General features: G+C 37.4%; 21 protein-coding genes. 17 read left to right on the forward strand and 4 right to left on the reverse strand.

All coding sequences use genetic code 11. The annotated features are described in order from the left end of the window. Positions 1 to 230: 230 nt before the first annotated feature. The gene (locus ACIGHG_RS07315; protein ID WP_396547828.1) at positions 231 to 920 is read right to left on the reverse strand and encodes an RsfA family transcriptional regulator; all 690 of its coding nucleotides are present in this window, start codon (positions 918 to 920) and stop codon (positions 231 to 233) included. 236 nt (positions 921 to 1,156) lie between these two features. Here ACIGHG_RS07315 and ACIGHG_RS07320 point away from each other — a divergent pair, with 236 nt between their 5' ends. From ACIGHG_RS07320 to ACIGHG_RS07345, 6 genes are all read left to right on the forward strand, one after another. Then, on the forward strand, positions 1,157 to 1,381 hold the full coding sequence (locus ACIGHG_RS07320) for a YuzB family protein (RefSeq protein WP_336471849.1): 225 nt from the start codon (positions 1,157 to 1,159) through the stop codon (positions 1,379 to 1,381). Positions 1,382 to 1,617: 236 nt separating this feature from the next. After that, on the forward strand, positions 1,618 to 2,664 hold the full coding sequence (locus ACIGHG_RS07325) for a FecCD family ABC transporter permease (RefSeq protein WP_396547830.1): 1,047 nt from the start codon (positions 1,618 to 1,620) through the stop codon (positions 2,662 to 2,664). Then, on the forward strand, positions 2,661 to 3,677 hold the full coding sequence (locus ACIGHG_RS07330) for a FecCD family ABC transporter permease (RefSeq protein ID WP_396547832.1): 1,017 nt from the start codon (positions 2,661 to 2,663) through the stop codon (positions 3,675 to 3,677). Before ACIGHG_RS07325 ends, ACIGHG_RS07330 begins: the two co-directional genes overlap by 4 nt. 14 nt (positions 3,678 to 3,691) lie before the next feature. Further along, a complete protein-coding gene (locus tag ACIGHG_RS07335; protein ID WP_396547834.1) occupies positions 3,692 to 4,483 on the forward strand; it encodes an ABC transporter ATP-binding protein in 792 nt (263 codons plus the stop codon). 557 nt (positions 4,484 to 5,040) lie between these two features. Then, positions 5,041 to 5,982: an ABC transporter substrate-binding protein gene (locus ACIGHG_RS07340; RefSeq protein WP_396547836.1), complete on the forward strand. Its 942-nt coding sequence runs from the start codon at positions 5,041 to 5,043 to the stop codon at positions 5,980 to 5,982. 138 nt (positions 5,983 to 6,120) lie between these two features. Continuing rightward, entirely contained in the window at positions 6,121 to 7,425 is a 1,305-nt protein-coding gene (locus tag ACIGHG_RS07345) for an HD domain-containing protein (RefSeq protein WP_396547838.1), read from the forward strand. Between the two features lie 35 nt (positions 7,426 to 7,460). Here ACIGHG_RS07345 and ACIGHG_RS07350 read toward each other — a convergent pair whose 3' ends face one another. Further along, entirely contained in the window at positions 7,461 to 7,649 is a 189-nt protein-coding gene (locus ACIGHG_RS07350; RefSeq protein WP_035434058.1) for a 2-hydroxymuconate tautomerase, read from the reverse strand. A 109-nt stretch (positions 7,650 to 7,758) separates the two neighbouring features. On the opposite strand from ACIGHG_RS07350, the gene ACIGHG_RS07355 reads away from it, so the two are divergent. The 3 genes from ACIGHG_RS07355 (at position 7,759) to ACIGHG_RS07365 (ending at position 9,639) form a co-directional block, all read left to right on the forward strand. Beyond that, complete coding sequence (locus ACIGHG_RS07355) at positions 7,759 to 8,433, forward strand: site-2 protease family protein (protein WP_090916162.1); 675 nt, start codon at positions 7,759 to 7,761, stop codon at positions 8,431 to 8,433. A 16-nt stretch (positions 8,434 to 8,449) separates the two neighbouring features. Beyond that, positions 8,450 to 8,959, forward strand: a complete 510-nt coding sequence (locus ACIGHG_RS07360; RefSeq protein ID WP_090916160.1) for a YwhD family protein — start codon at positions 8,450 to 8,452, stop codon at positions 8,957 to 8,959. A gap of 134 nt (positions 8,960 to 9,093) precedes the next feature. Then, positions 9,094 to 9,639, forward strand: a complete 546-nt coding sequence (locus tag ACIGHG_RS07365; protein WP_396547841.1) for a GNAT family N-acetyltransferase — start codon at positions 9,094 to 9,096, stop codon at positions 9,637 to 9,639. 79 nt (positions 9,640 to 9,718) lie between these two features. On the opposite strand, the gene ACIGHG_RS07370 is transcribed toward ACIGHG_RS07365, so the two are convergent. After that, entirely contained in the window at positions 9,719 to 11,776 is a 2,058-nt protein-coding gene (locus ACIGHG_RS07370) for a transglycosylase domain-containing protein (protein ID WP_396547843.1), read from the reverse strand. Positions 11,777 to 12,051: 275 nt separating this feature from the next. Continuing rightward, positions 12,052 to 12,777 (reverse strand): glycerophosphodiester phosphodiesterase, encoded by a 726-nt coding sequence (locus ACIGHG_RS07375; RefSeq protein ID WP_396547845.1) that lies wholly within the window; start codon positions 12,775 to 12,777, stop codon positions 12,052 to 12,054. Positions 12,778 to 12,931: 154 nt separating this feature from the next. Between ACIGHG_RS07375 and ACIGHG_RS07380 the strand changes: the two genes are divergently transcribed. From ACIGHG_RS07380 to ACIGHG_RS07415, 8 genes are all read left to right on the forward strand, one after another. Beyond that, positions 12,932 to 13,339 carry a MerR family transcriptional regulator gene (locus tag ACIGHG_RS07380; protein WP_396547847.1) on the forward strand — a complete coding sequence of 136 codons (408 nt, stop codon included), beginning with the start codon at positions 12,932 to 12,934 and terminating at the stop codon, positions 13,337 to 13,339. 5 nt (positions 13,340 to 13,344) lie between these two features. Beyond that, entirely contained in the window at positions 13,345 to 14,499 is a 1,155-nt protein-coding gene (locus ACIGHG_RS07385; RefSeq protein WP_396547849.1) for an MFS transporter, read from the forward strand. 185 nt (positions 14,500 to 14,684) lie between these two features. After that, positions 14,685 to 15,512, forward strand: coding sequence for a polyamine aminopropyltransferase (gene speE, locus ACIGHG_RS07390; protein WP_396547851.1), 828 nt, complete (start codon positions 14,685 to 14,687; stop codon positions 15,510 to 15,512). A 343-nt stretch (positions 15,513 to 15,855) separates the two neighbouring features. Next, positions 15,856 to 16,731 (forward strand): agmatinase, encoded by an 876-nt coding sequence (gene speB, locus ACIGHG_RS07395; RefSeq protein WP_090916150.1) that lies wholly within the window; start codon positions 15,856 to 15,858, stop codon positions 16,729 to 16,731. Positions 16,732 to 17,270: 539 nt separating this feature from the next. Further along, positions 17,271 to 17,630 carry a YxeA family protein gene (locus ACIGHG_RS07400; RefSeq protein WP_336471862.1) on the forward strand — a complete coding sequence of 120 codons (360 nt, stop codon included), beginning with the start codon at positions 17,271 to 17,273 and terminating at the stop codon, positions 17,628 to 17,630. 200 nt (positions 17,631 to 17,830) lie between these two features. Further along, positions 17,831 to 18,268, forward strand: a complete 438-nt coding sequence (locus ACIGHG_RS07405) for a YwiB family protein (protein ID WP_336471863.1) — start codon at positions 17,831 to 17,833, stop codon at positions 18,266 to 18,268. Continuing rightward, on the forward strand, positions 18,268 to 19,938 hold the full coding sequence (gene argS, locus ACIGHG_RS07410; RefSeq protein WP_396547854.1) for an arginine--tRNA ligase: 1,671 nt from the start codon (positions 18,268 to 18,270) through the stop codon (positions 19,936 to 19,938). Before ACIGHG_RS07405 ends, argS begins: the two co-directional genes overlap by 1 nt. Before the next feature lie 1,859 nt (positions 19,939 to 21,797). Next, the coding region (locus ACIGHG_RS07415; RefSeq protein ID WP_396547856.1) for a Cna B-type domain-containing protein at positions 21,798 to 23,588 on the forward strand (1,791 nt) is incomplete at its 3' end.

Genomic DNA, 23,588 nt, shown 5'->3' on the forward strand with positions numbered 1-23,588 from the left:
TATTTATTATAGCAAAAAAGAGTGATTTTATAAAAACGGGTATAAAAGCCCCTTTCTTTTAGGAGGGCGAGAGGAACTGGCTATGCATAGAATCGGTCAGGGCCTTTTTCTGCCACATGCTAGGATTAAAACAAAGAGAGAAAGTGAGTGGAGGTCACTTTTTGTTGTAGTTAGCGGTGATTTATACGTTGAAAAGCCAAAATAAAAAGGATGCTATGATAGCATCCTTTTTATTCTGCAATCTTTTCTAAATTTCCGTTTCGATCCATGCGAAAGGATGTTTGTGTACGTTCTTCATCGTCCATTAATGCCAGTTTACGTGCACGGTTCATAATTTTCATGAGCGTCTCGTAATCTTCTTGAACGGTTGTTGATTGCTGTTCTAATTTTTCAACTTTCTTTTCTAGCTCAGCATTTTTTCTCATATATTCAGCGATGTCTTGTTTCAATCTCTCATTCTCTCTTTCGAGTGCGGATACTTTTACATTAGAAGTTCCGAGAGTTTGTAGAAAACGGATAACGTCATGCATTGCAATGGAAGAATTTGTTGGCATTGCTTGCGTAGTTTGCATAGTTTGCATAGGTTGAACAGGTTGCTGGGTATCAATACTAATCTTTTCATTCACTGTTACAGTAGATGGAATCGGCGGTGTATATAAAAGGCGTTTTTTCGCTGGTTCGCCCCCATTTGCACGCATTTTATCTTTGCGATGTTTTTTCGCAAGTTGTAATGCTTGATCGTAACTATAGCGTACGACAGCATTCCAGCGAAATCCGCAGGCTGCTGATGTACGATTTAATTTATCACCAACTTCTTCAAAGGCATTTAATTGTGTACTTCCTTCGCGAACGTGACGTAAAACAGTTTCAGCAAGAAGTAAATCATCTTCTTCAGTCCAAGCATCTTGTCTTACTTTCATAGATTCATCTCCCTTTCTTTTTATCAATATCTTATTTTTAGAATGGACAAAATGAATTACTTTTATACAAAGCTGCCAAAATTATGGTAGATTTTGAGTGGAAATATGTTTGTATGCCACTTGTTTCTTGCAGGAAGAAAACTTGCATCACATCGAAAAGAAAGGTAAAATACCATTTAGTGTTTATTGTTATATGTACTTGAGAAAAGTTTCAAATAGAGGAAGTGTTATATACAATGGGAAACGAATTTCGTGTGTGTGATGATTGTCAGGCAACGAATATTAAAACGTTAGTACCGCGTTTAAAGAAAGTAGATGAATGTGCAGATATTAAGATCGGCTGTCAATCATATTGCGGTCCTGGTCGTAAAAAATCATTTGCATTTGTAAATAATCGTCCAGTTGCAGCGCCAAATGAAGATGAGCTAATTCAAAAAATTGAAGCAAAGTTAAACAAGTAAAAAGATACGATGCTGTATCTTTTTTTGTTTTGTAAAATGTAACAAAGTTTTATATAACAAAATTAGTGGTTGACAAATTTCAGTTTGCGTTTGTAGAATAAAAGAGAACGATATTGAGAATCATTATCAAAAATCAAGTTATATTTTTGATTTTCTTTTTTTGCCTCTTAATGAGAATGAAATTCATTTTCTTGTTATACATATTGAAAGTTAGGATGTTGTAGATGGAAGTGAGTATGAGAAAGGTTTACGAAGAAGAATCGGTAGACAGAAAAGAGATAAAAAGCCGTCCGCTTATCGCCGGGATGATTTTAATCGTTGGAACTGCTTTATTAGCGTTAAGTATGGCAGTTTCTATTTCATTTGGTGCTGCTGATATTAGTTTGAAAACAGTATGGCAAGCTGTATTTCAGTTTGATGCATCTACTACATATCATAGTGTGATTCAAGAATTGCGTCTTCCAAGGGCAATTGGAGGAGTAGCTGTAGGGGCGTTTTTAGCAGTATCTGGCGCAATTATGCAGGGGATGACGCGAAACCCACTTGCATCTCCATCACTTATGGGGATTACAGATGGAGCGGTATTTGGCATCGCAATCATGTTTGCATTCTTTCCAAACTCGCCATATGTAATGTTTGTAATTGCTTCTTTTATCGGGGCAGCATTTGGTGCAAGTATTGTATACGGAATTGGAGCAGCGTCTCCGGGCGGATTAACACCAATTAAGTTAGCGTTATCTGGTGCAGCAATTAGTGCCTTACTAGGCGCAATTTCATCTGGGATTGCCTTATATTTTAATCTAGCGCAAGAAGTTAGTATGTGGCATGCAGGCGGCGTTGCTGGTGTGAAATGGATGAGTTTAAATATGTTAATTCCAGTTGGTCTTGTTTGTCTTATTATCGCGATTATGCTAGCGAGGTATATTACGATTTTAAGTTTTGGTGAAGAAATTGCTATTGGTCTTGGACAAAATACAAAGCTCATTAAGTTTATTGGAACCATTCTTGTACTTGTATTAACAGGTAGTGCCGTTTCTATAGCTGGATCTGTTGGATTTGTTGGTCTTGTTATTCCACATTTAACACGTTTTCTTGTGGGATCAGATTATCGCTGGATAATTCCATGTTCTGCCGTTCTAGGCGGGTTACTTATTGAGTGTGCTGATATGATCTCACGTATTATGAATCCGCCGTTTGAAACGCCAATTGGAGCTGTAACAGCGATGGTCGGTGTACCATTCTTCCTCTACTTAGCACGTAAAGAAGGGAGAGGGAAAATGTGAGGCAAGGAATGTTAACGAGAAAAAACGTATCAATTCTATCTAGTATTGGTATGTTAATTTGCATCGTATTTTTAATTAGCTTACATACAGGTACGTTCAAAATTTCACCAGTTGAAGTGTTGAAAACGCTCGTTGGACTTGGGTCAGAAGAGCAAACAACGATTTTATTTGATTTTCGGATGCCGCGAATGATTGTTGCTCTTTTAGTAGGATCAGCTTTAGCAGTATCCGGTGCAATTATGCAAGGATTATCACGAAATCCACTTGCCGATCCAGGAATTATTGGTATTAACGCTGGATCGGGATTATCAGTTGTAATCTTTGTTTATTTCTTCTTTGGAAAAGTAACGATGACTTCGTTTTTATCTGTATTCATTCTGCCGTTTTTTGCTTTAGTTGGTGCAATATTAGCGGCGGTTATTATTTATGCACTTGCTTGGAAAGATGGTGTTTCGCCGGTTCGTTTAGTTCTGGTTGGGATTGCAGTGGCAGCTGGGTTCAGTGCTGTGAGCTTAGTATTCTCGATGAAAATGACAGCGAATGACTTCCGTTTTGCTACGATTTGGTTATCGGGAAGCTTATGGGGGACAGATTGGAAATTCGTATTAAGTGCGCTGCCCTGGATGCTTATTTTCTTACCAATTGCTTTTATGAAGGCGCATGTTTTGAATGTAATGAATTTAGGAGATGCGGCGGCAACGGGTCTCGGTCTGAACGTGGAGAAAGAACGCCGTAAGCTATTATTTATCGCTGTTTGCTTAGCTAGTGCGTCTGTTGCAGTTGCAGGGGGAATCAGTTTTATTGGATTAATGGCACCGCATCTTGCCCGCCGCTTAGTAGGCGGAAAATATCAAATTATGATACCAACCGCTGCGTTACTCGGAACATTATTGCTATTGTTTTCTGATCTTCTTTCGCGCAGCTTACTTACAACATCAGAAATACCGGTCGGTCTTGTCATTTCAGTAATTGGCGCGCCATATTTCATTTATTTACTTATAAAAACAAGATAAGGGAGACGATTTGTATGCCATCTTTATCAGTTGAGTTGATATCTGTTGGATATAGTGAAAATTTAATTATTGATGGGTTGTCTGTTGAAATACCTGAAGGAAAAATTACAACCATCATTGGTCCAAACGGATGCGGGAAATCTACGCTTTTGAAAACAGCATCGCGTATTTTAAAAGCAAAACGAGGTACTGTTTATCTGGACGGAAAAGCAATTGAGAAACAGCCAACAAAGGAAATTGCGAGAAAGATGGCAATTTTGCCACAGACAGCAGAAGTGCCAACAGGTCTTACTGTATTTGAACTTGTTTCATATGGACGTTTCCCACATCAAAAAGGGTTTGGCACGTTATCAGAAGAAGACTATTGTTACATTCGCTGGGCGCTTGATATGACTGGTATGAAGGAATTTGCTAATCGTCCAGCTGAGGCACTTTCAGGCGGTCAACGTCAACGTGTTTGGATTGCAATGGCGTTAGCACAAGGAACGGACGTGCTTGTACTAGATGAGCCAACAACATATCTTGATATGGCACATCAACTTGAAGTACTGAACTTATTAAAAAAGTTAAATGAAGAAGAAGGAAGAACAATTGTAATGGTTATTCATGATCTAAATCACGCTTCTCGTTTTTCTGATTATATGATTGCGTTAAAAGATGGGAATTTAATGAAACAAGGAGCGCCAGAAGAAGTCATGACATCTGAAACGCTTCGCGAAGTGTTTGAAATTGAAGCACAAATCGTTCCGTGTCCTGTTGGTGGCAAACCAATTTGTCTTACTTACGATTTAATGACAAGTGTGTAGGCAAGCTTAAGGTTGTCTAGCGGCGTTAAAATATTGATGATAGGGCCTAAGTTTTACTGCCCGTTAGAACGGGTAAAGGCGGGGTTTCCATTAATTTGTATAAATTGTTATATATATTTAAATTTTTCGGCATCTTTATCTAGCTCTGTCTCCTAAGCCCTCATGTCTAAGAACCTTCCACACAAGAAGGTAAAAAGCACCTTATGTGTGAAAAAACCTTAGCCAACGGGCCTAAACAGTCGGTGGCTTCGCGTCTTCCACCGAGGCAAAAAGCGCCTCTATGTCAGAAGCTCCATCCCCCTCTTGTTCTGAGCGAGCCGCTTCCGCTTTTCTTTATAAGTCGCTGCCACGCAGAATACAACATGACTGGCACTTGCTTTCTCTTTTTGTTTTAAACATTGCATGTGGTAGGAAAAGGCCCTGACCGTTTCTACTCGCGACCAGATGCTCCTCCTAAAAAGAAAGAGGGTTTTATATCGTTTTTTAATTTGTATATATAGTTTTATTTAAAGAGCTCTTGTAGCACTTTTATTACAACGAGATAAGGAGAGGAAAATATGAAGAAATTCAAAGTTACTCTATTAGTTTTAGTATTAGCGATTACGTCTGTATTATTTGCTGCATGTTCTTCTGATAAGAAAGAAGAAAAGAGAGCAGACGCAAAAAGTGAAGAGCGTGTTGTAAAACATGCAAAAGGGGAAATTAAAATTCCTGCAAATCCAAAGAAAATTGCTGACTTAAGTGGGTCAACAGAAGAGTTATTAGTTTTAGGTATGAAGCCGGTTATTACGGCAAATACGACTCAAGAAAAAATTGATGCACATATTGCAGATAAATTAAAAGGTGTAAAGCCAGTTGGTTCTGCCTGGGGAGATAAAATTAACATCGAAGCAGTAGCCGCTGCAAAACCAGATTTAATTTTAGTAAACAACCGTCAAGAAAAAATTTATGATCAGTTATCTAAAATTGCGCCAACAGTCATGTTAAGCACTCCATTAGATCAATGGCGTCCGAAGTTTGAAGAAGTAGGAGAAATCTTCGGTAAAGAAAAAGAGACGGCTGCATGGCTAAAGAAATACGATGAAAAAGCGAGTAATTTACATGATAAAATCGTTGCAAAGACTGGTGATGCAAAATTCATGGTAATGGCTGCATATCCGAATGCATTCCGTGTGTACGGTGACTACGGTTACGGTAGTATTCTATTTAAGGATTTAAAATTACCAGCAGTTAATGGTACACCAACAGACAAGCCGTTAGTACAATTACAAAAAGAAGCATTACTTAATTACAATCCAGACTTCTTATTTGTATTCATAACAGGTGACGGTGCCCAGCGTCTAAAAGAATTTCAAGAAGAAACCATTTGGAAAAATATGAACGCTGTAAAAAACAATCATGTGTATATGATTAAAAACGAAGATTTAAATAAAGGATATTTCCCACTTGGTAAAGAGATGTTATTAGACGAACTATCTACGTTTATTTTAGGAAAATAATAATGATAGAGAAAATCACCTTTGTTTTTTGAAGGTGATTTTCTTTTTATGCAGTAATATACAGTCTTTCATTTCTTTCTGTTTCACCTTTCGTTTATAATAGGAGTAAGAACTTATAATGGAGGGCGGTGAATTTTAATGGCATATGTAAGCGATAAATTAAATGAAACGAAAGTGTTTAAAGACCCGGTGCATAAATATGTGCATGTGCGCGATTGCGTGATTTGGGATTTAATCGGAACGAAAGAGTTTCAACGTCTGCGCCGTATTAAGCAGCTAGGGACGACATTTTTTACATTTCACGGTGCGGAGCATAGTCGCTTTACTCATTCACTAGGTGTCTATGAAATTATTCGCCGCATGATTGATGATGTGTTTGATGGAAGACCGGATTGGAATGCTGAAGATCGTTTGTTGTGTTTATGTGCAGCACTTCTGCACGATGTAGGGCATGGTCCTTTTTCTCATTCATTTGAAAAAGTCTTTAAATTAAACCATGAAAAATTTACACAAGCAATTATTGTCGGTGATACAGAAATTCATGAGGTGTTAAGCCGAGTTGATCGTGAGTTTCCACAAAAAGTAGCGGATGTCATTGCGAAAACTTCTACTAATAAATTAGCGATCAGTATGATTTCTAGTCAAATTGATGCAGATCGCATGGACTATTTATTACGAGATGCGTATTTTACAGGTGTGAAATATGGAAACTTTGATATGGAACGGATATTACGCGTAATGCGTCCATTTAATAATCAAGTTGTGATTAAATATAGCGGAATGCATGCTGTTGAGCATTATATTATGAGCCGTTATCAAATGTATTGGCAAGTATATTTTCACCCAGTCACGCGCAGTGCTGAAGTGATTTTAACAAAAATTTTGCACCGTGCGAAAGCGTTGCATGAACAATACTATACATTTAAATATCATCCCGTTCATTTCTATTCTTTATTTGAAGGAGAAGTAACAGTAGAGGATTATTTAAAGTTAGACGAGAATGTCATGTATTATTACTTCCAAGTATGGCAAGAAGAAGAGGATGCTATTTTAAGTGATTTATGCCGCCGTTTTATGAACCGTAACTTGTTCAAATGCGTCGATTTTACGGAAAAGCATGGGTTAAACAATTGGGTAGAATTAAATAGTTTATTTAAGAAGATTGGGCTTGATCCAGAATATTATTTAGTAGTAGATTCTACGTCAGACTTGCCGTATGACTTTTACCGTGCAGGTGAAGAGGAAGAGCGCCTGCCGATTTTACTGCTTATGCCAAATGGAGAACTGCGTGAATTATCTCGTGAGTCGGACATTGTGGAAGCAATTACAGGTAAAAAGAGAACAGATCAGAAGCTATTTTATCCGCATGATTTACTGTATGAAGATGGACGAAAAGGGAAAGTAAAAGAAAAAATTATTCGTTTATTAGAAGGAAAGGAGTAAGAGAAGCAGCTGTGCTGCTTCTCTTATATCAATGATTACTCTTGGTCGCTTAAGCGTTTTCCACCAATTGCGTAATGATTTTTAGACATTTCTTCAATGAATACAACGATTTTTTCTTCTGGAGCACCAGTAGTTTCACTTACTGCAGCTGTTACTTTTTCAGCAAGGGCTTTCTTTTGCTCTTCTGTGCGGCCTTCTAACATTTTCACTGTTACGTATGGCATATGTATCGCTCCTTTTATGTAGATTACAGTACTATTATAACGGATTCTTGAAAATAACAATCAGAAAATGAAAGATTTTTTGTTTAGATAATTAAGAGGGAGATGAAGTATGGATAATTTCTTTAGATACCCATTGCATGAGTTACCGTTGTTAGCTCTTGCAGTTGCAATAGCACTCTCTGTACATGAGTTTGCACATGCATATGTTGCTTATAAATTTGGAGATTTAACAGCGAAAAATCAAGGGCGTTTAACAATATCGCCCCTTTCTCATATCGATCCGATTGGCGCAATCGCATTCTTGTTTATCGGTTTTGGGTGGGCACGCCCTGTACCGGTAAATCCATATAACTTTAAGCGTCCGCGCCTTGCGGGAATTTGCGTTTCGATTGCGGGGCCAATTAGTAACTTATTACTAGGTGCTTTCGGACTTACTGCCTGGTATAGCTTGCTGAAATTTGGAATTATTGAGGCGGTTCCAGTAGCAGTAGGAGAGACACTATTTCAGTTCTTTCAAATTTTTATTGGGATTAATATAGTTCTGTTTGTTTTTAACTTGTTACCAATCCCGCCGCTAGATGGTTACCGTGTTGTGGAAGATTTAGCGCCGACCAGCATACGCGCGAAAATGACGCAATATGAAAAATACGGTTCGATCCTTTTATTAATTCTTGTCATTACACCGTTAGATCGATATACGATTCAACCAATATTTCAAGTTGTCATTCCGCACATTTTAGGTATATTGCATAACATAATTGGACCATTATTCGGATTGTATTAGAAGAGGAGGCTTTTCTATGGCAGAGAAAAAGAAACAAATCGGTTTTAATATTATTAAAAATGATTCTACAGATGGACACGGCGGCTTTGGAGTCGGCGCATTAAGTCTTGAAAATATTTCTCCTGTTATTATTGATGTAACAGAAGGAACAGCAGTTGTAGATATCGGAGCAATGCATGCACGCAGTGCTGTTGAAAAAGGAATTAAATTTTTAATCAATAAAGAAGAAGTACCAAATGCAAAACCGTACTGGCTCGTTTGGGTAACAATTGAGCGCACGGAAAAAGGCGCGTATTATGCAGGTGTAACTGCATGTGAGATGACAGTAGACCGTGAAATTCGCCGCGGTTATAAATCACTTCCTGAGCATGTAAATAAAATGGATAAATCATTAAAGCGTCACATTATGGTTGATCATATGGATGAACCTTCTAAAAAAGTGCTTGGAACATTCTTAAAAGAGCATAATGAGGAGCTATGGAATCTTTCTAGTGAGAAATTACGTAGTGAATTGTTAGGAGAGTAATAGGCACCCCTTTCTTATTGAAAGGGGTTTTTTGTTTGTTTGAAAACATCCTTTTAATTGAATAGTGCAGGAAATGCTGATATTTGTCAGAAAATATATATTTAAATAGAAAATTAAGCGGTAGAGGTGGAAATATGAGAATGAGTGGAGATTCTATTTTTGTAAAAAGTTTAGAAGAATGTGATGCAGAAGCTATGATGCATTTGGAATCGAAAAACCGAGACTTTTTTCAACTGTATGCAGCATTACGAGAGGATAATTTTTATACGCTAGAGGGTCAAAGGGAGCATATCAGGAAAGGGAATGAAAAGCAGGAACTTGATGAGCAGTATTCATTTGGCATTTATCTAAATGAAACTGGAGAATTAATCGGATCTGTTACATTGTTTGAAGTACTACGCGGCCCTTTGCAAAGGTGTTTTATTGGATATACCTTAGATAAACATCATAATGGGAAAGGATATATGACAGAGGCTGTTAAGCTAGTCGTGTCTTACGCATTCGATGAGCTAAATTTTCATCGGATTGAGGCGGGCGTTATGCCGCATAATATAGGGTCAATAAAAGTTTTAGAGAAATCAGGGTTTCATAAAGAGGGAATTGCAAGGAAAAATGTAAAGATAAATGGAAGATGGGAAGACCATCAAGTATTAGCGATTGTAAATGATAATGATGAATAGAAGCGTCATATAAGAAAGAAAAGGGAACGTGAGAAATAGCGCTCCCTTTTCGATTAAGGTTTCACTTTATACATTTTCATCACCAAGGAAAATACTTCTTCCACCAGCTTGGTTTATTTTTTTCTTTCTCTTTTAGCACTGCCTCAAATTCATCTTTTTCATCAATATGATCCATGCAGTACTCCGTTGGCTCAGTCCCTTTTACAAAATACATTTTGACAGAAACAGGGCACCCTTTCGTGGCGATTTTCCCGTTTTCAGGGTTAATGTTTAATGCGACTACATTGGCTGGTTTTTTAAAGTCTTGTTTTGGAGTTTCTTCTAACCCTTGCTCCATAATCGCTGCCCACATATTTTTTGCATAGACTTGCTCAGCTGGGTTAGAGATTGTTTTTTGTTTATCATAGCCGACCCAAACGCCTGTTACGAGATCTGGTGTAAAGCCAATCATCCAGCTATCTGTCTCGGTTGAACCGGATTTTCCAGCGTATGTGCGGGATAACTTTGGAATAAGGGTTTGTCCAGTGACGGAGGCGTAGCTATTTAGCTTTTTATTAAACATGCCCGTCATCATTTCTTCCATTACAAAGGCATTGTTCTCATCAAGAATTTGTTTATTTTCTAAATGAGAATCATACAAAATGTTGCCGTCATGATCGACAACACGCCGAATAAATGTTGGTTTCACTTGTTTGCCCCCGTTAGCAAGCATGCTATAAGCGCTTACCATTTCAAGAGGCTTTACAGGAGATGTTCCGAGCGCAAGTGATGGGACATCTTTTAATGAACTTGTAATTCCAAATTGCTTCGCCGTTTTTACGAGTGATTCTTCTCCTAAGAAAAGATGTGTTTTTACAGCGTATACATTGTCGGAAACAGCAATTGCTTGCATCATTGTAATGAAATTATCGGCGTAGTAGTTTTTATAATTGGTCGGCTTATATTTTGAAACACCATCGCCTAATGTGAACACAGTATACTCACTTTTTAAGCGAGTTGCTGGTGTAAATCCTTGTTCAAGAGCGGCGTAATATAAAAAGGGTTTAAACGTGGAACCTGGTTGCCGATATGCTTGTGTTGCCCGGTTGAATTGGCTTTTTTTATAATCACGTCCGCCGACAAGAGACATTACTTCGCCGGTTTGAGGATTTATAGATACAATAGCTGTTTCTATCTCCGTTGTACTTGGAATTGTGTTGTTTACTGTACTTTCAGCAATTGTTTGAAGTTTCGGATCTAGCGTTGTGTATACACGCAGGCCGCCGCGTGCTACTGTTTGCTCATCAAGACCAGCATCATTGATGAGAGAAGCTTGTACGGCATCTTGAAAGTAAGGCGCTATTTCTGCTACTTCTTCTTTTTCAAGTGAAGCAAAGCTGAGTTGTTCTTGTTTTGCCGCTGCAGCTTCTTTTTTGGTTATATATCCTTGTTCTACCATTTCATTTAAAATAAGAGCTTGTCTTTCTTGAGCCCGGCTTTTATGCAAATAGGGAGAATACAAACTTGGTCCTTTTGGAATACCTGCAAGCATACTTGCTTCTGCTAAATTTAAATCTTTCGCATTTTTATTAAAATAGAGACGTGCCGCTGCCTCGATTCCGTAGGCACCGTGCCCGTAGTAAATTGTGTTTAAATATCCTTGTAAAATATCATTTTTATTGTAATTTACTTCTAGGCGAATGGTGTACATTGCTTCTAACAGCTTTCGTTTCCATGTTTTATCGTGATCCAAATATAAATTACGTGCGTATTGCTGCGTAATTGTACTTGCGCCCTGTACTTTTCCCATCGCTTTAATGTCGGCAATCACTGCCCCGCCTATGCGCTTTAAATCAAAGCCATGATGTTTATAAAAGCGCTGATCTTCAATAGAAAGTGTTGCCTCCCTTACGTAAGATGAAATATGATCGAGTGATACGTTATAACGTTCCTGCGCCCCGTGACTTTGCCCCATAACTGAGTCGTTATTTGCATAAAAGATAGTTGTTTGTGGGACCGCAACAGGTGGTGGTCCTAAAATTTTCGCAACGAGTAACAAAACAAAAATAGTGAAAACAAAGAAAAGGACACCTGATAGTAGTGCAGTAAGGAAAAAGCGCATATATTTCGCATGTTTTTCATTTGCCGTAAGTTCCATTTCTTTTGTCACCCCTCATAGCATACTTTTACTAGTATTGAGGTTTTTGGTTGTTTTTAAACTATATAAATCCATTTTGGCTTTTTGACATATAGATTGCTTCTATGCAGAAAAAAGATTCTGCTACTGTCTTTCTCTTTTTGTTTGAACATCGCATGTGGCAGAAATAGGATCTGACCGCTTCTACGCATGGCTAGACGCTCTCGCCCATCTAAAAAGAAAAGGGTTTTTATGTCGGTTTTTCGATTTGTATATATATAAAAAAGAGCTTCTTATTAAGAAAGAAGCTCAAAGGCACGTGTTGGCCAGTCCGTAATGATGAAATCAACGCCGTAATCTATCATCTTTTGTAAGTCTTCGTATTCATTAATTGTATAAGGACGGAATACATATCCTTGTTGCTGGGCTGTTTGTACAAATTCTTTTGTGAGTAATTCAAAGTTTGGATGGAGGCCATTAGCCTGTCTTTTCTTTGCTTCAGCAATTGGATCGGCGAGCGGTTCATCGTATAAAATTGCACGGGGAATCTCTGGTGCTAAAGCTGCAAGGAGAGCAACCGATTCATGATTAAACGAAGAAAATACAATTTGATTAGAAAGATGAAATTCACGAACAAGATCTACGACTTTTTCTTCTATACCAGGATAACGAATGACATCTGTTTTTAATTCAATATTTAATTGCAGTGTTGTTGTAGAAAGCCAAATGAGCACTTCGCGAAGCGTTGGAATTTTTGCTTCATGAAAAGAAGAATCCTTGTAACTACCAGCATCAAGCGCTTGTAACTGCCGGACATTTTGTTCACAGACAAGACCCTTTCCATTTGTCGTTCGGTCCACAGTTTCATCGTGAATAACAACAATTTCTCCATCCTTTGATACATGTACATCAAGCTCAATGCCATGCGCACCAACGCGATCGGCTTCTTGAAAAGCAATCATAGTATTTTCTGGGTGTGTACTTCTCACACCGCGATGCGCAAAAATAAGTGGTTGTTTCATATATAATGAATTCTCCTTCTCATTTTTTTAATTCAATTATGAAACTGAACGATTGAAAAGACAACCTTTGTAGGAAGAATTTACAAAGGTGTAATAGTTGCATAAAAGTTAACGTTAACGTAAAATGTAATAATGTTAAGGAGGAGGAATAGACGTGTATAAAATTGAGGAAGTTACAAAACAAACTGGTTTAACAAAGCGAACTCTTCGTTATTATGAGGAAATTGGTTTAATTCATCCACCAGAGCGCAGCGAAGGAAATATTCGCTTATATACGGACGAAGATGTGGAGAGAATAAAAAAAATTGTAGAAGCGAAAGAAGTATTAGGGATTACGCTTCAAGAAATGCAGTATTTCTTATCGCTTAAAGAACGGATGGAGCAAAGAAGAAATAGCGATAATCCGCGCGACCGAGAAGTTATTCACGAAATAGCAAATATGCTGACAAATCAAATTGAGACGCTAGACAAGAAAATGTTACAAATGAAGCGTGTGAAAGAAGAATTAGAACATAGCTTGAAAAGAGCAACGAAGTTTTTAGAAGAAACAAGAGGAGAATGATTCATATGGAGAGTAAACAACGAGTTGGAAGACTCATTACAGTAGTTGCTACGTTTCTTGCCTTTTCGGGCATTGGAGTAGTCGATCCAATTTTACCAATCATTGCAGAGAAAATTGGTGCAACGCATTGGCAAGTAGAAATGTTATTTACAGCTTATATTTTAACGATGGCCATTATGATGCTGCCAGCTGGGCTTCTTGCAGCAAGGTTTGGTGATAAGCGTATGATGACAATCGGTCTTGCGGTTGTAACCGTATTTGCATGTATTTGCGGATTATCACAAACCATTGCACAGTTATCCATTTTTCGTGCTGGTTGGGGTTTAGGAAATGCGATGTTTTTTGCGACAGCGATGACATTATTAATTGCGCTCAGCAAAGAAGTGCATGAAGCAGTTGGATTGTATGAGGCTGCGATTGGTTTAGGTATGGCGGGAGGTCCGTTGTTAGGTGGTTTATTAGGTGGATACTCTTGGCGTTATCCATTTTTTGCGACAAGTGTTTTAATTGGTTTAGCATTTATTCTCGTTTTCTTTTTTGTAAAAGAACCAGAGCGCAAAGTGAAACGTCAGTCAGCTGGATTGAAAGAATTACTTAACTTGGTGAAGTATAAACCTTTCATGCAAGGTGCCATCTCCGGGATGTTATATTACTATGCTTTCTTTGTTGTTTTGGCGTATTCACCGCTTATTTTACATTTATCTGCTATTCAGCTTGGGTTCGTCTTTTGCGGCTGGGGTCTTGCATTAGCGTATGGTTCTGCTAAACTTGCTCATCGATTAGAAGAGAAATACGAACCAAAAATGTTACTGCGTTATAGTTTACTTGTGTTTGCTGGCTTTTTAATCTTATTATTCTTCGTACAAGTAATGTGGTTACAAATTGCACTTATCGTTTTATCAGGACTAGCATCTGGTCTTAATAATGCATTATTTACAAGTTACGTAATGGATATCTCGCCTTATGAAAGATCTATCACATCTGGTGTATATAACTTTGTTCGTTGGTTAGGCGGAGCAATTGCACCAATTTTATCTGGAATTCTCGGTCACGTGATTTCACCGCAAAGTCCGTTTTTAGTAGGAGGAATTGTTGCGCTAGTTGGATGTGTGATGATTTGTCTGCCGATTCGAGAAAATGAGAGAAAACCCCTTTCCTAGGAAAGGGGTTTCTTACTGTTTTATACATAATTGACCAAATATACGAACAAAAACAACTTGTTTCAAATATATTTACGGTATTTTTATAATTTTTAACTATACATTTTATATGTTTTGTTTTATTTTTGTTAGGGGACATTAATGGTGTCCACATTATAAATTGCAATGAAAGGCGTGATCGCACAATGGAACTATGGTTCACGGAAAAACAAACAAAGCATTTTGGAATTACAGCGCGTATTAACCGCACTTTACATACGGAGCAAACAGAATTTCAAAAGCTTGATATGGTTGAAACTGAAGAATTCGGTAACATGCTTATTTTAGATGGCATGGTTATGACAACACAAAAGGATGAGTTCGTATATCACGAAATGGTAGCGCACGTACCATTATTTACACATCCAAACCCTGAAAACGTTCTAGTTGTTGGCGGCGGTGATGGCGGTGTTATTCGTGAAGTATTAAAACACCCAAGTGTGAAAAAAGCGACACTTGTTGAAATTGATGGAAAAGTAATCGAGTACTCTAAAAAGTACTTACCGGAAATTGCTGGTGAATTAGAAAACCCGCGCGTAGATGTAAAAGTAGGCGATGGCTTTCTGCACATTGCTGAAAGTGAAAATGAGTATGACGTAATTATGGTTGATTCTACAGAGCCAGTAGGCCCAGCTGTAAACTTATTTACAAAAGGATTCTATGCTGGAATCTCTAAAGCGTTAAAAGAAGATGGTATTTTCGTAGCGCAAACGGACAATCCTTGGTTCACACCAGAATTAATTTCAAACGTGTTTAAAGACGTAAAAGAAATTTTCCCAATTACACGTTTATACACAGCAAACATTCCAACATACCCAAGCGGACTTTGGACATTCACAATTGGATCTAAGAAGCATGATCCACTAGAAGTAAGTGAAGAGCGTTTCCACGAAATCGGAACGAAATATTACACAAAAGAACTTCACAAAGCAGCGTTTGTATTACCGAAATTTGTTGGAGATTTAATTAAGTAAGAAAAGCGGAGCCGACTGTTCAGGCCTGATGGCTAAGGTTCTTTCCCACAGAAGGGGCTTTTTGCCTTCTCGTGGGGAAGGTTCTTAGACGGGAGGGCCTAGGAGGCGGAGCTGGACAGTAAGAAAAGCGGAAGTGGCTCGCTCAGAATGAGAGGGGGATGGAGCTCCTGAGAGAGAGGCGTTTTTTGCCTCAGAGGAAGGCGCGAAGCCACCGAGCATTCTAGCCACTGAAGCTAGAAAGTAAGAAGAACGTGGTAAATCGATAAAGAGGAGCAAATGGCTCCAAATTTGAGACAAAATGAAAGGTTGGGATACCTTAAGTTCCAGATAGGAGGAAAAGAATATGCGTTTTGATGAAGCTTATTCAGGTAAAGTATTTATTAAAAGTCATCCAAGTTTTGAAGATGCTGAGGCAGTTATTTACGGGATGCCAATGGATTGGACAGTAAGTTATCGTCCAGGTTCTCGTTTCGGCCCAGCACGTATTCGTGAAGTATCAATTGGACTAGAAGAATATAGCCCATATTTAGATCGTGAACTAGAGGAAGTTAAATATTTTGATGCTGGTGATATTCCGCTTCCTTTCGGTAATGCACAGCGTAGCTTAGACATGATCGAAGAATATGTAACAAAACTATTAGATGCTGGTAAGTTTCCGCTAGGTCTTGGCGGTGAGCACTTAGTGTCTTGGCCAATTTTTAAGGCGATGGCCAAAAAATATCCAGATTTAGCAATCATCCACATGGATGCTCATACAGATTTACGTGAGTCTTATGAAGGTGAGCCTTTATCTCACTCTACACCAATTCGTAAAGTGTGCGATTTAATTGGCCCAGAAAACGTATATTCTTTCGGTATTCGTTCTGGTATGAAAGAAGAATTCGAATGGGCAAAAGAAGTTGGTATGAACTTATACAAATTTGATGTATTAGAACCATTAAAGAAAGTATTGCCAACACTTGCAGGACGCCCAGTCTATGTCACAATTGACATTGACGTATTAGATCCAGCTCATGCTCCTGGTACAGGAACATTAGAAGCTGGCGGTATCACATCAAAAGAACTATTAGATTCCATTGTTGCAATTGCAAATTCAAATATAAACGTAGTTGGAGCAGACTTAGTAGAAGTAGCTCCTGTATATGATCACAGTGATCAAACACCGGTCGCAGCAAGTAAATTTGTGCGCGAAATGTTACTTGGATGGGTGCAAAAATAAAGTGAAGCCGACTGTTTAGGCCTGGTGGCTAAGGTTCTTTCTTGCAAAAAGTGTTCTTTACTTTTTTGGCGGGCAAGGTTCTTAGACGCGAGGGCCTAGGAGGCGCAGCTAGATAAAAATAAAAGCGAAGCTACCGAGTATTCTAATTACCAAAATTAGCTAGAAAGTAAGCTTTCTAAAAAGGCTATTTCGAATGAATTTGAAATAGTCTTTTTTGTGTTGTTTTTATATAAATCCATTTTGATTTTTCAACATATAGATTGCTGCTATGTAGAAAAAAGGATCCTGCACTTGCTTTCTCCCTTTGTTTAAACTTCGCATGTGGCAGAAAAAGGACCTGACCACTTTTATGCATGGCCAGATGCTCTGGCCTATCAAAAAAGAATGGTTTTATGTCGTTTTTAAAATTTCGATTTATATAGTTAACTTTCCTTACAATGATGTAAGGAAAGTGTAAGAGAAATCGATAGAGACTATCTTTTGTACATTTTATACTGAAGATAATATAAGGAAGTATTATGTAAGAGGTGAAAAGCTTTATGCGTATGATGTTAAAAGTTGTAACAGTATTTGTTATTTTATGCGGGGCAGGAGCCTTTTATTTACAATCAAAAACAGAAGGTGTGCAAGCCTTTGTAGATAACTTTTTTTCAAGTAAGGAAGTAAAGGAATGTTATGCTGTCACAAATCAAGGTGAGAAAAAAGGGGATCAGTATTTGTATGCCTTTACTGCTTATGATAGAGAAGGGAATAAGCAAGTTGTAAAAAAAATGATAAATCGTGAACTGCGACGTGGAGAATATTTGAAAATCTATGCAAAAGGTAGCCAAGCAAAAGGTTGGGCAGAAGCGCGGGAGAATGAAGTACCAGTGAAAGTGCTAGAAAAGCTGAAGAAATAATAAAAACTCCAAGTTTATAATGAACTTGGGGTTTAATGTTTTACAAGGATAATGGTTATAAATTGTTTTTTGAAATACAGCTTTTGTTAGGTTTCCTAATATTTCAGCAGACAGAAACTGCACTTTTTTGATATGATAGGAAAAGTGATTTATTATAAGTTTTATGTAATATCTATAACATTTTGAAAGGTGTGCAGGACGTGGAAAAGCAACTTGCAGGCTTACCAGTACAAGTTCAATTTGTAACGGAAGTTCGTGAGGGAGTTCGAAAGGAAACTATTGCTTTTGATGTAAATGGTCTATACTATGTAAAAGGTCAAAGTACATATGTAACGTTTCAAGAGCCGAACGAACAAGGCGAAGTGAAGACAATTATTAAAATCCAAGATGATCAAGTTCTTATTATGCGTTCGGGTGCTGTTTCGATGCGCCAAACTCATAAAAAAGGTGAGTGGACAACAGGAACGTATACGAGTGAACTTGGAACGTTTGCGTTGCAAACGAAAACGGATAACGTCCTTTTTAAATGGTCGGAAGAAAAGAAAAAGGGACAACTCTTTCTAACGTATGCATTGCTTCTAAGTGAACAAGAAGCAGGCCGATATACAATTACCATTAATCTTAAGGAGGCAAAATAATGAACTCTTTAGAACAAGTAAAAGAACTCATTAAAGAGGAAGTTAAAGCTGCTGTAGTAAAAGCAGAATTAGCGACAGAAGAACAAATTACAAACGTTGTATTAGAAACACCAAAAGATAAAACACACGGTGATTTCTCGACAAACATGGCGATGCAATTGGCACGTGTAGCAAAAAAAGCACCTCGTATGATTGCAGAAGAATTAATTGCAAACTTTGATAAAGCAAAAGCTTCTATTGAAAAGATCGAAATTGCTGGCCCTGGTTTTATTAACTTTTACATGGATAACAGCTATTTAACAGATTTAATTCCAACGATTATCACATCTGGTGAAGCTTATGGTGAAACAAACGCAGGTAAAGGTGAAAAAGTACAAGTTGAGTTCGTATCTGCAAACCCAACAGGTGACCTTCACTTAGGACATGCACGCGGCGCAGCAGTTGGTGATACGTTATGTAATGTATTAGCAAAAGCAGGTTACGATGTATCTCGTGAGTATTACATTAATGATGCGGGTAACCAAATTCATAACTTAGCGCTTTCTGTTGAAGCACGTTACATGCAAGCGTTAGGTTTAGAAAAAGAAATGCCAGAAGACGGTTACCACGGTGCTGATATTATCGGTATTGGTAAGCGACTTGCAGAAGAATTTGGCGATCGTTACGTGCATGCAGATGCAGAAGAAAGCTATGAGTTCTATCGTCAGTACGGTTTAAAATATGAATTAGAAAAGCTTCAAAAGGACCTAGCAAGCTTCCGCGTTAACTTTGATGTTTGGTATTCTGAAACATCACTATACAAAAACGGTAAAATCGATGAAGCTCTTGCAGTATTAAAAGAGCGCGGGGAAGTGTTTGAAGAAGAGGGCGCAACATGGTTCCGCTCTACAACTTACGGCGACGATAAAGACCGTGTATTAATTAAAAATGATGGTTCTTACACATACTTAACGCCAGATATTGCGTATCACCGTGATAAATTAGGGCGTGGTTTTGATAAATTAATTAACATTTGGGGTGCTGACCACCACGGTTACATTCCTCGTATGAAAGCAGCAATTCAAGCGCTTGGATATGATAAAGATACATTAGAAGTAGAAATCATCCAAATGGTACAATTATATCAAAATGGTGAAAAAGTAAAAATGAGTAAACGTACAGGTAAAGCTGTTACACTTCGTGAGCTTATGGAAGAGGTAGGCGTGGACGCAATGCGTTACTTCTTTGCAATGCGCAGCGGTGACTCTCATTTAGACTTTGATATGGACTTAGCGGTATCAAAATCAAATGAAAACCCTGTATATTATGCACAATACGCACATGCACGTGTATGCAGTATTCTTCGTCAAGGTGAAGAACTCGGCTTAGCTGCAGGCGGCGATGTGAATTATAAGCTTGTTGCTTCTGAGAAAGAAGTAGACTTATTAAAGAAACTAGGCGAATTCCCAGCAGCAGTTGCAGAAGCAGCACAAAAACGTCTGCCGCACCGCATTACAAGCTATGCATTTGATTTAGCGGCAGCGCTTCATAGCTTCTATAATGCAGAAAAAGTATTAAACCAAGATAATTTAGAATTAAGTAAAGCTCGTTATGATTTAATGCGTGCAGTACGTATTACACTGCAAAATGCATTAGCATTAGTTGGAGTATCTGCACCAGAGAAGATGTAATGAATAAAGTGAAACTTCCATCAGTGGAGAGCTTTTTCATCTCCCACTGATGGTTAGCCCGCCCAATCGGGGTCTTACTGCTCGTTAATGCGAGATAAAAGGGAAAATACCCCTTTACGTTAGAAGTGATTACAAGTTGATATAAAAATATCTGATCAGTCTATAGGCTGATCAGATATTAAAGAAATAAGAACTTTGGAAAGCTTAAGCAGAAAAACGATAAAAAGCCATCTTTAAGAAATCGATTTCAGTTTTCTATTCTAAATATATTTGTCAAAAATGTGTTATATTGATAAGAAAAAATGGGAAATAGTGCTTGATTATTGCTTTTTTGTAATTGTTTTAGAATAATAGGTTGTGGGAATGATTTCTTTTTTCGGGAGGGGATATGATTAGAAAATTGTCTAATTGTTGCAAATGATGTTGCTACAGCTACGCCAAATATTTAAAATAACACTTCATCTAACCAAGAGTCTAAACTATTAGTAAGTAATCTTGAAAACTTCCAACCTAGTCAAGAAACTAGGGGTTACATGTCTAAAATATATAAATACAAATTAAAAAACGACATAAAAACCCTCTTTTTTAGGTAGGCGAGAGCATCTGGCCATGCATAGAGGCGATCGAGGCCTTTTTCTGCCACATGCAAGGGTGAAAACAAAGCGAGAAAACGCAGGGTCCAGGTCATGCTTTGTTCTGCATAGCAGCGACTTATGTGTTGAAAAATCAAAATGAATTTATACAGTACATGCGGTACAATTTAATTTTTTGTGATTTGATAAGAGTAATGAAAGGATATAAATCTCTCAGATTCGATATTATCATCAATTATATAGATATGTCAATATTTTAACATTTGGATTTATTGTCTTTTTAGAAAAACTAACGATTCTTATCAAGTAGATGAAACGTATATATAAGTTTAGTTTAATTCCTCGACATAGACATGGAACCAATTAGGCGAAGCACATTTTCTCGACACTCATTTATATACTCCAAAAATGAAAAGACCGACTTTCGTATTTCTGTACGATGCGTATGAACTCGGTTGGCAATTACACTCTTTTTTTATTACCCCAAAATTTGTTCTACTATATTCAGATTTGGAGAATATGACTTTCATCCACATAGACAAATAATACTTATTATAACGCTGAGGTTGAAATACTTCTTGTTTTTCTTGTCAGTTTGTTTCAGTGTGTAGGTCGGTTGTGTATCTAAACATAAGACGCTTTAACAAATGACTGATTTCACCTCGATTCATGGTCACAGAAAACGTATCTTCAATGACATTCTTTAGTATACTAGCACGTTTTAAAGCTGCGATTTTTTTCGGCTTGTGTCATACGCTGCAGTGCTTGTTCATCTTCAGGGGAATAAGTATGGAAGTTGACTAGATGCATATTTGTTGTGAAATAGCTCGTCATATTGCCCACGCTAAATTTTTTACGTACATAGCAATCATTTTGTGATGAATGTGAAGAAGTTTTGCAATCTCTACGACATAATACCCTTGCATAATAAGACGAATGATTGTCATGAAGGCTTTTTAAATTTCCTTTTCCTGACTTTGAATTTGTTCTATTGTTCGTTCATTCGCTTATTTGTCCTTGTTAAATCGTACAGATCAGAAATTTCACCGTTTAGATGTATTGGAAAAAATTAGATGAATTTATATAAAAGTTAAATTTTAAGTTTCTAAGCAATGGGAGGAGTGAAGAAAGAGAAAAAGATGATAATGGCTATTGAAAATATGTAAGTAAAATAGCGCAATGACATTGAATAATAGAGGCTTTGCTACAGTCTGTTTATTCCAAAATTTTTCTATATTGTAATTCATAAGGAGGTTAACATAGGGCATGTATTTAAAAAGAATCACTTCGATTTTCTCAATTATAATGATTTTTATATTTACTATAGGTCAGAGTTTGATGCCTATAATAGCAAATGCACAAGAGTTAAATACAGCAGGACTTGTGGATAGTTTTAAGATAGGTAAAACAGATCTACAGAGCGGAGAAGTGACTAAAGTAACTATAAACTTCAGTGAAAAAAATGGAGTTAGGCTGAAACCTGGAGACACACTAACATTAACATTGCCTCCAGAATTAAAAGGATTAGATACAACGTTTAATTTAGATGATTATGGTACTTGTACAGTTACTGCAGGTACTGTGGTATGTACATTTAATGATAAAGTGAATAACTATCAAAATATTAAAGGGTATCTAAACTTTAAAGTGCAAGCTACTAATGTAGGAAATGATCAAAAGAAAGAGGTTGAAACCAATTTTGGTACAAATTTAGATAAGCAAACTGTAATAATTACCGGTCCAAACGGTGGTGGTGGTACAGATCCTGGAGAGAAACCGTTTTTTTATAAAACTGGTGATATGCTCTCAGGTAAGGACAATGAAGTGCGTTGGTTCTTGAATATAAACTTAAACAAAGAATATTTAAGTCGTGATATTGTTGTGACTGATAGCTTACAAGAAGGTCAAACACTTAATAAAGATAGTTTCTATATAACTATTGATAATTACACAGGCCGTTCATCCTTATCACTTCAAGAATTTGTAACTAAACGTTATGGAACTATTACGTTTAATAGTGATAACTCATTTAAAGTTGTGATTTATAAGGATAAAGCACATGCTACCGCATTTACGATTGGTTATACAACTACTATAACGGAAAGCGGAAAGAAACAAGAATATTTTAAGAATGACTATAAAATTGATTACCAAATTCTATACAAAGACCCAGTTTCTGAGTCGGGTAGTTACCAAGTCGAAAATATGACAGCTGGCGGTGGTGCAGAAGGTAACAAGGTTCCAAAAGGAACGCTAAGAATTGTTAAATATATTGAAGGAAATGAAGAAAAAGTAATATCAAATGTTTCATTTAAGTTGTATAAAGAGTCGGGTGAACAAGTTGGAGATGTATATACAACAGATGGACAAGGTATGATCGAAATCACTAATTTACAACCAGGAAAATATTATGTGCAAGAAGTTTCAGCTCCAAACTATATTGATTTTGATCCTCAAGCAAAAGTAGATTTTGAAGTTAAATCAGGTGATGTAAACGGAATTAAGTTGCCGATTTCGAATAAAGTGAAAACTACATCCGTTACAGGAACAAAAACTTGGAATGACAACAATGCGAAAGATCGTCCAAGCACAATCAAAGTCGACCTACTACAAAACGGTAAAGTGGTAGACACGAAAGAAGTAAGCGAAGCAACAAACTGGAAGTACACGTTCGAAAATCTCCAAGCATACGATGCAAATGGAGTAGCATACAAGTATGAAGTGAAAGAACAGCCAGTAGACGGATATCAAACAGAAGTAAAAGGTTATGACATTACAAATACAAAAGTAGGCCAAACGAAAGTAGAAGGAACGAAGACGTGGAAAGACGATAATGCGAAAGATCGTCCAAGTACAATCAAAGTCGACTTACTACAAAACGGTAAAGTGGTAGACACGAAAGAAGTAAGTGAAGCAACAAACTGGAAGTACACGTTCGAAAATCTCCAAGCATACGATGCGAATGGAGTAGCATACAAGTATGAAGTGAAAGAACAGCCAGTAGACGGATATCAAACAGAAGTAAAAGGTTATGACATTACAAATACAAAAGTAGGC

Origin of the sequence: Bacillus sp. NPDC077411, from assembly GCF_044543425.1 — a bacterium.
GTDB lineage: Bacteria > Bacillota > Bacilli > Bacillales > Bacillaceae_G > Bacillus_A > Bacillus_A bruguierae.

What these genes read in the sequence shown, in the direction of transcription:
- ACIGHG_RS07325 (WP_396547830.1), top strand. Translation starts at nt 1,618, where the DNA reads ATGAGAAAGGTTTACGAAGAAGAATCGGTAGACAGAAAAGAGATAAAA.
- ACIGHG_RS07320 (WP_336471849.1), top strand. Translation starts at nt 1,157, where the DNA reads ATGGGAAACGAATTTCGTGTGTGTGATGATTGTCAGGCAACGAATATT.
- ACIGHG_RS07375 (WP_396547845.1), bottom strand. Translation starts at nt 12,777, where the DNA reads ATGAAACAACCACTTATTTTTGCGCATCGCGGTGTGAGAAGTACACAC.
- ACIGHG_RS07365 (WP_396547841.1), top strand. Translation starts at nt 9,094, where the DNA reads ATGAGAATGAGTGGAGATTCTATTTTTGTAAAAAGTTTAGAAGAATGT.
- ACIGHG_RS07350 (WP_035434058.1), bottom strand. Translation starts at nt 7,649, where the DNA reads ATGCCATACGTAACAGTGAAAATGTTAGAAGGCCGCACAGAAGAGCAA.
- ACIGHG_RS07385 (WP_396547849.1), top strand. Translation starts at nt 13,345, where the DNA reads ATGGAGAGTAAACAACGAGTTGGAAGACTCATTACAGTAGTTGCTACG.
- ACIGHG_RS07335 (WP_396547834.1), top strand. Translation starts at nt 3,692, where the DNA reads ATGCCATCTTTATCAGTTGAGTTGATATCTGTTGGATATAGTGAAAAT.
- ACIGHG_RS07355 (WP_090916162.1), top strand. Translation starts at nt 7,759, where the DNA reads ATGGATAATTTCTTTAGATACCCATTGCATGAGTTACCGTTGTTAGCT.
- argS (WP_396547854.1), top strand. Translation starts at nt 18,268, where the DNA reads ATGAACTCTTTAGAACAAGTAAAAGAACTCATTAAAGAGGAAGTTAAA.
- ACIGHG_RS07345 (WP_396547838.1), top strand. Translation starts at nt 6,121, where the DNA reads ATGGCATATGTAAGCGATAAATTAAATGAAACGAAAGTGTTTAAAGAC.
- ACIGHG_RS07315 (WP_396547828.1), bottom strand. Translation starts at nt 920, where the DNA reads ATGAAAGTAAGACAAGATGCTTGGACTGAAGAAGATGATTTACTTCTT.
- speE (WP_396547851.1), top strand. Translation starts at nt 14,685, where the DNA reads ATGGAACTATGGTTCACGGAAAAACAAACAAAGCATTTTGGAATTACA.
- ACIGHG_RS07360 (WP_090916160.1), top strand. Translation starts at nt 8,450, where the DNA reads ATGGCAGAGAAAAAGAAACAAATCGGTTTTAATATTATTAAAAATGAT.
- ACIGHG_RS07370 (WP_396547843.1), bottom strand. Translation starts at nt 11,776, where the DNA reads ATGGAACTTACGGCAAATGAAAAACATGCGAAATATATGCGCTTTTTC.
- speB (WP_090916150.1), top strand. Translation starts at nt 15,856, where the DNA reads ATGCGTTTTGATGAAGCTTATTCAGGTAAAGTATTTATTAAAAGTCAT.
- ACIGHG_RS07340 (WP_396547836.1), top strand. Translation starts at nt 5,041, where the DNA reads ATGAAGAAATTCAAAGTTACTCTATTAGTTTTAGTATTAGCGATTACG.
- ACIGHG_RS07400 (WP_336471862.1), top strand. Translation starts at nt 17,271, where the DNA reads ATGCGTATGATGTTAAAAGTTGTAACAGTATTTGTTATTTTATGCGGG.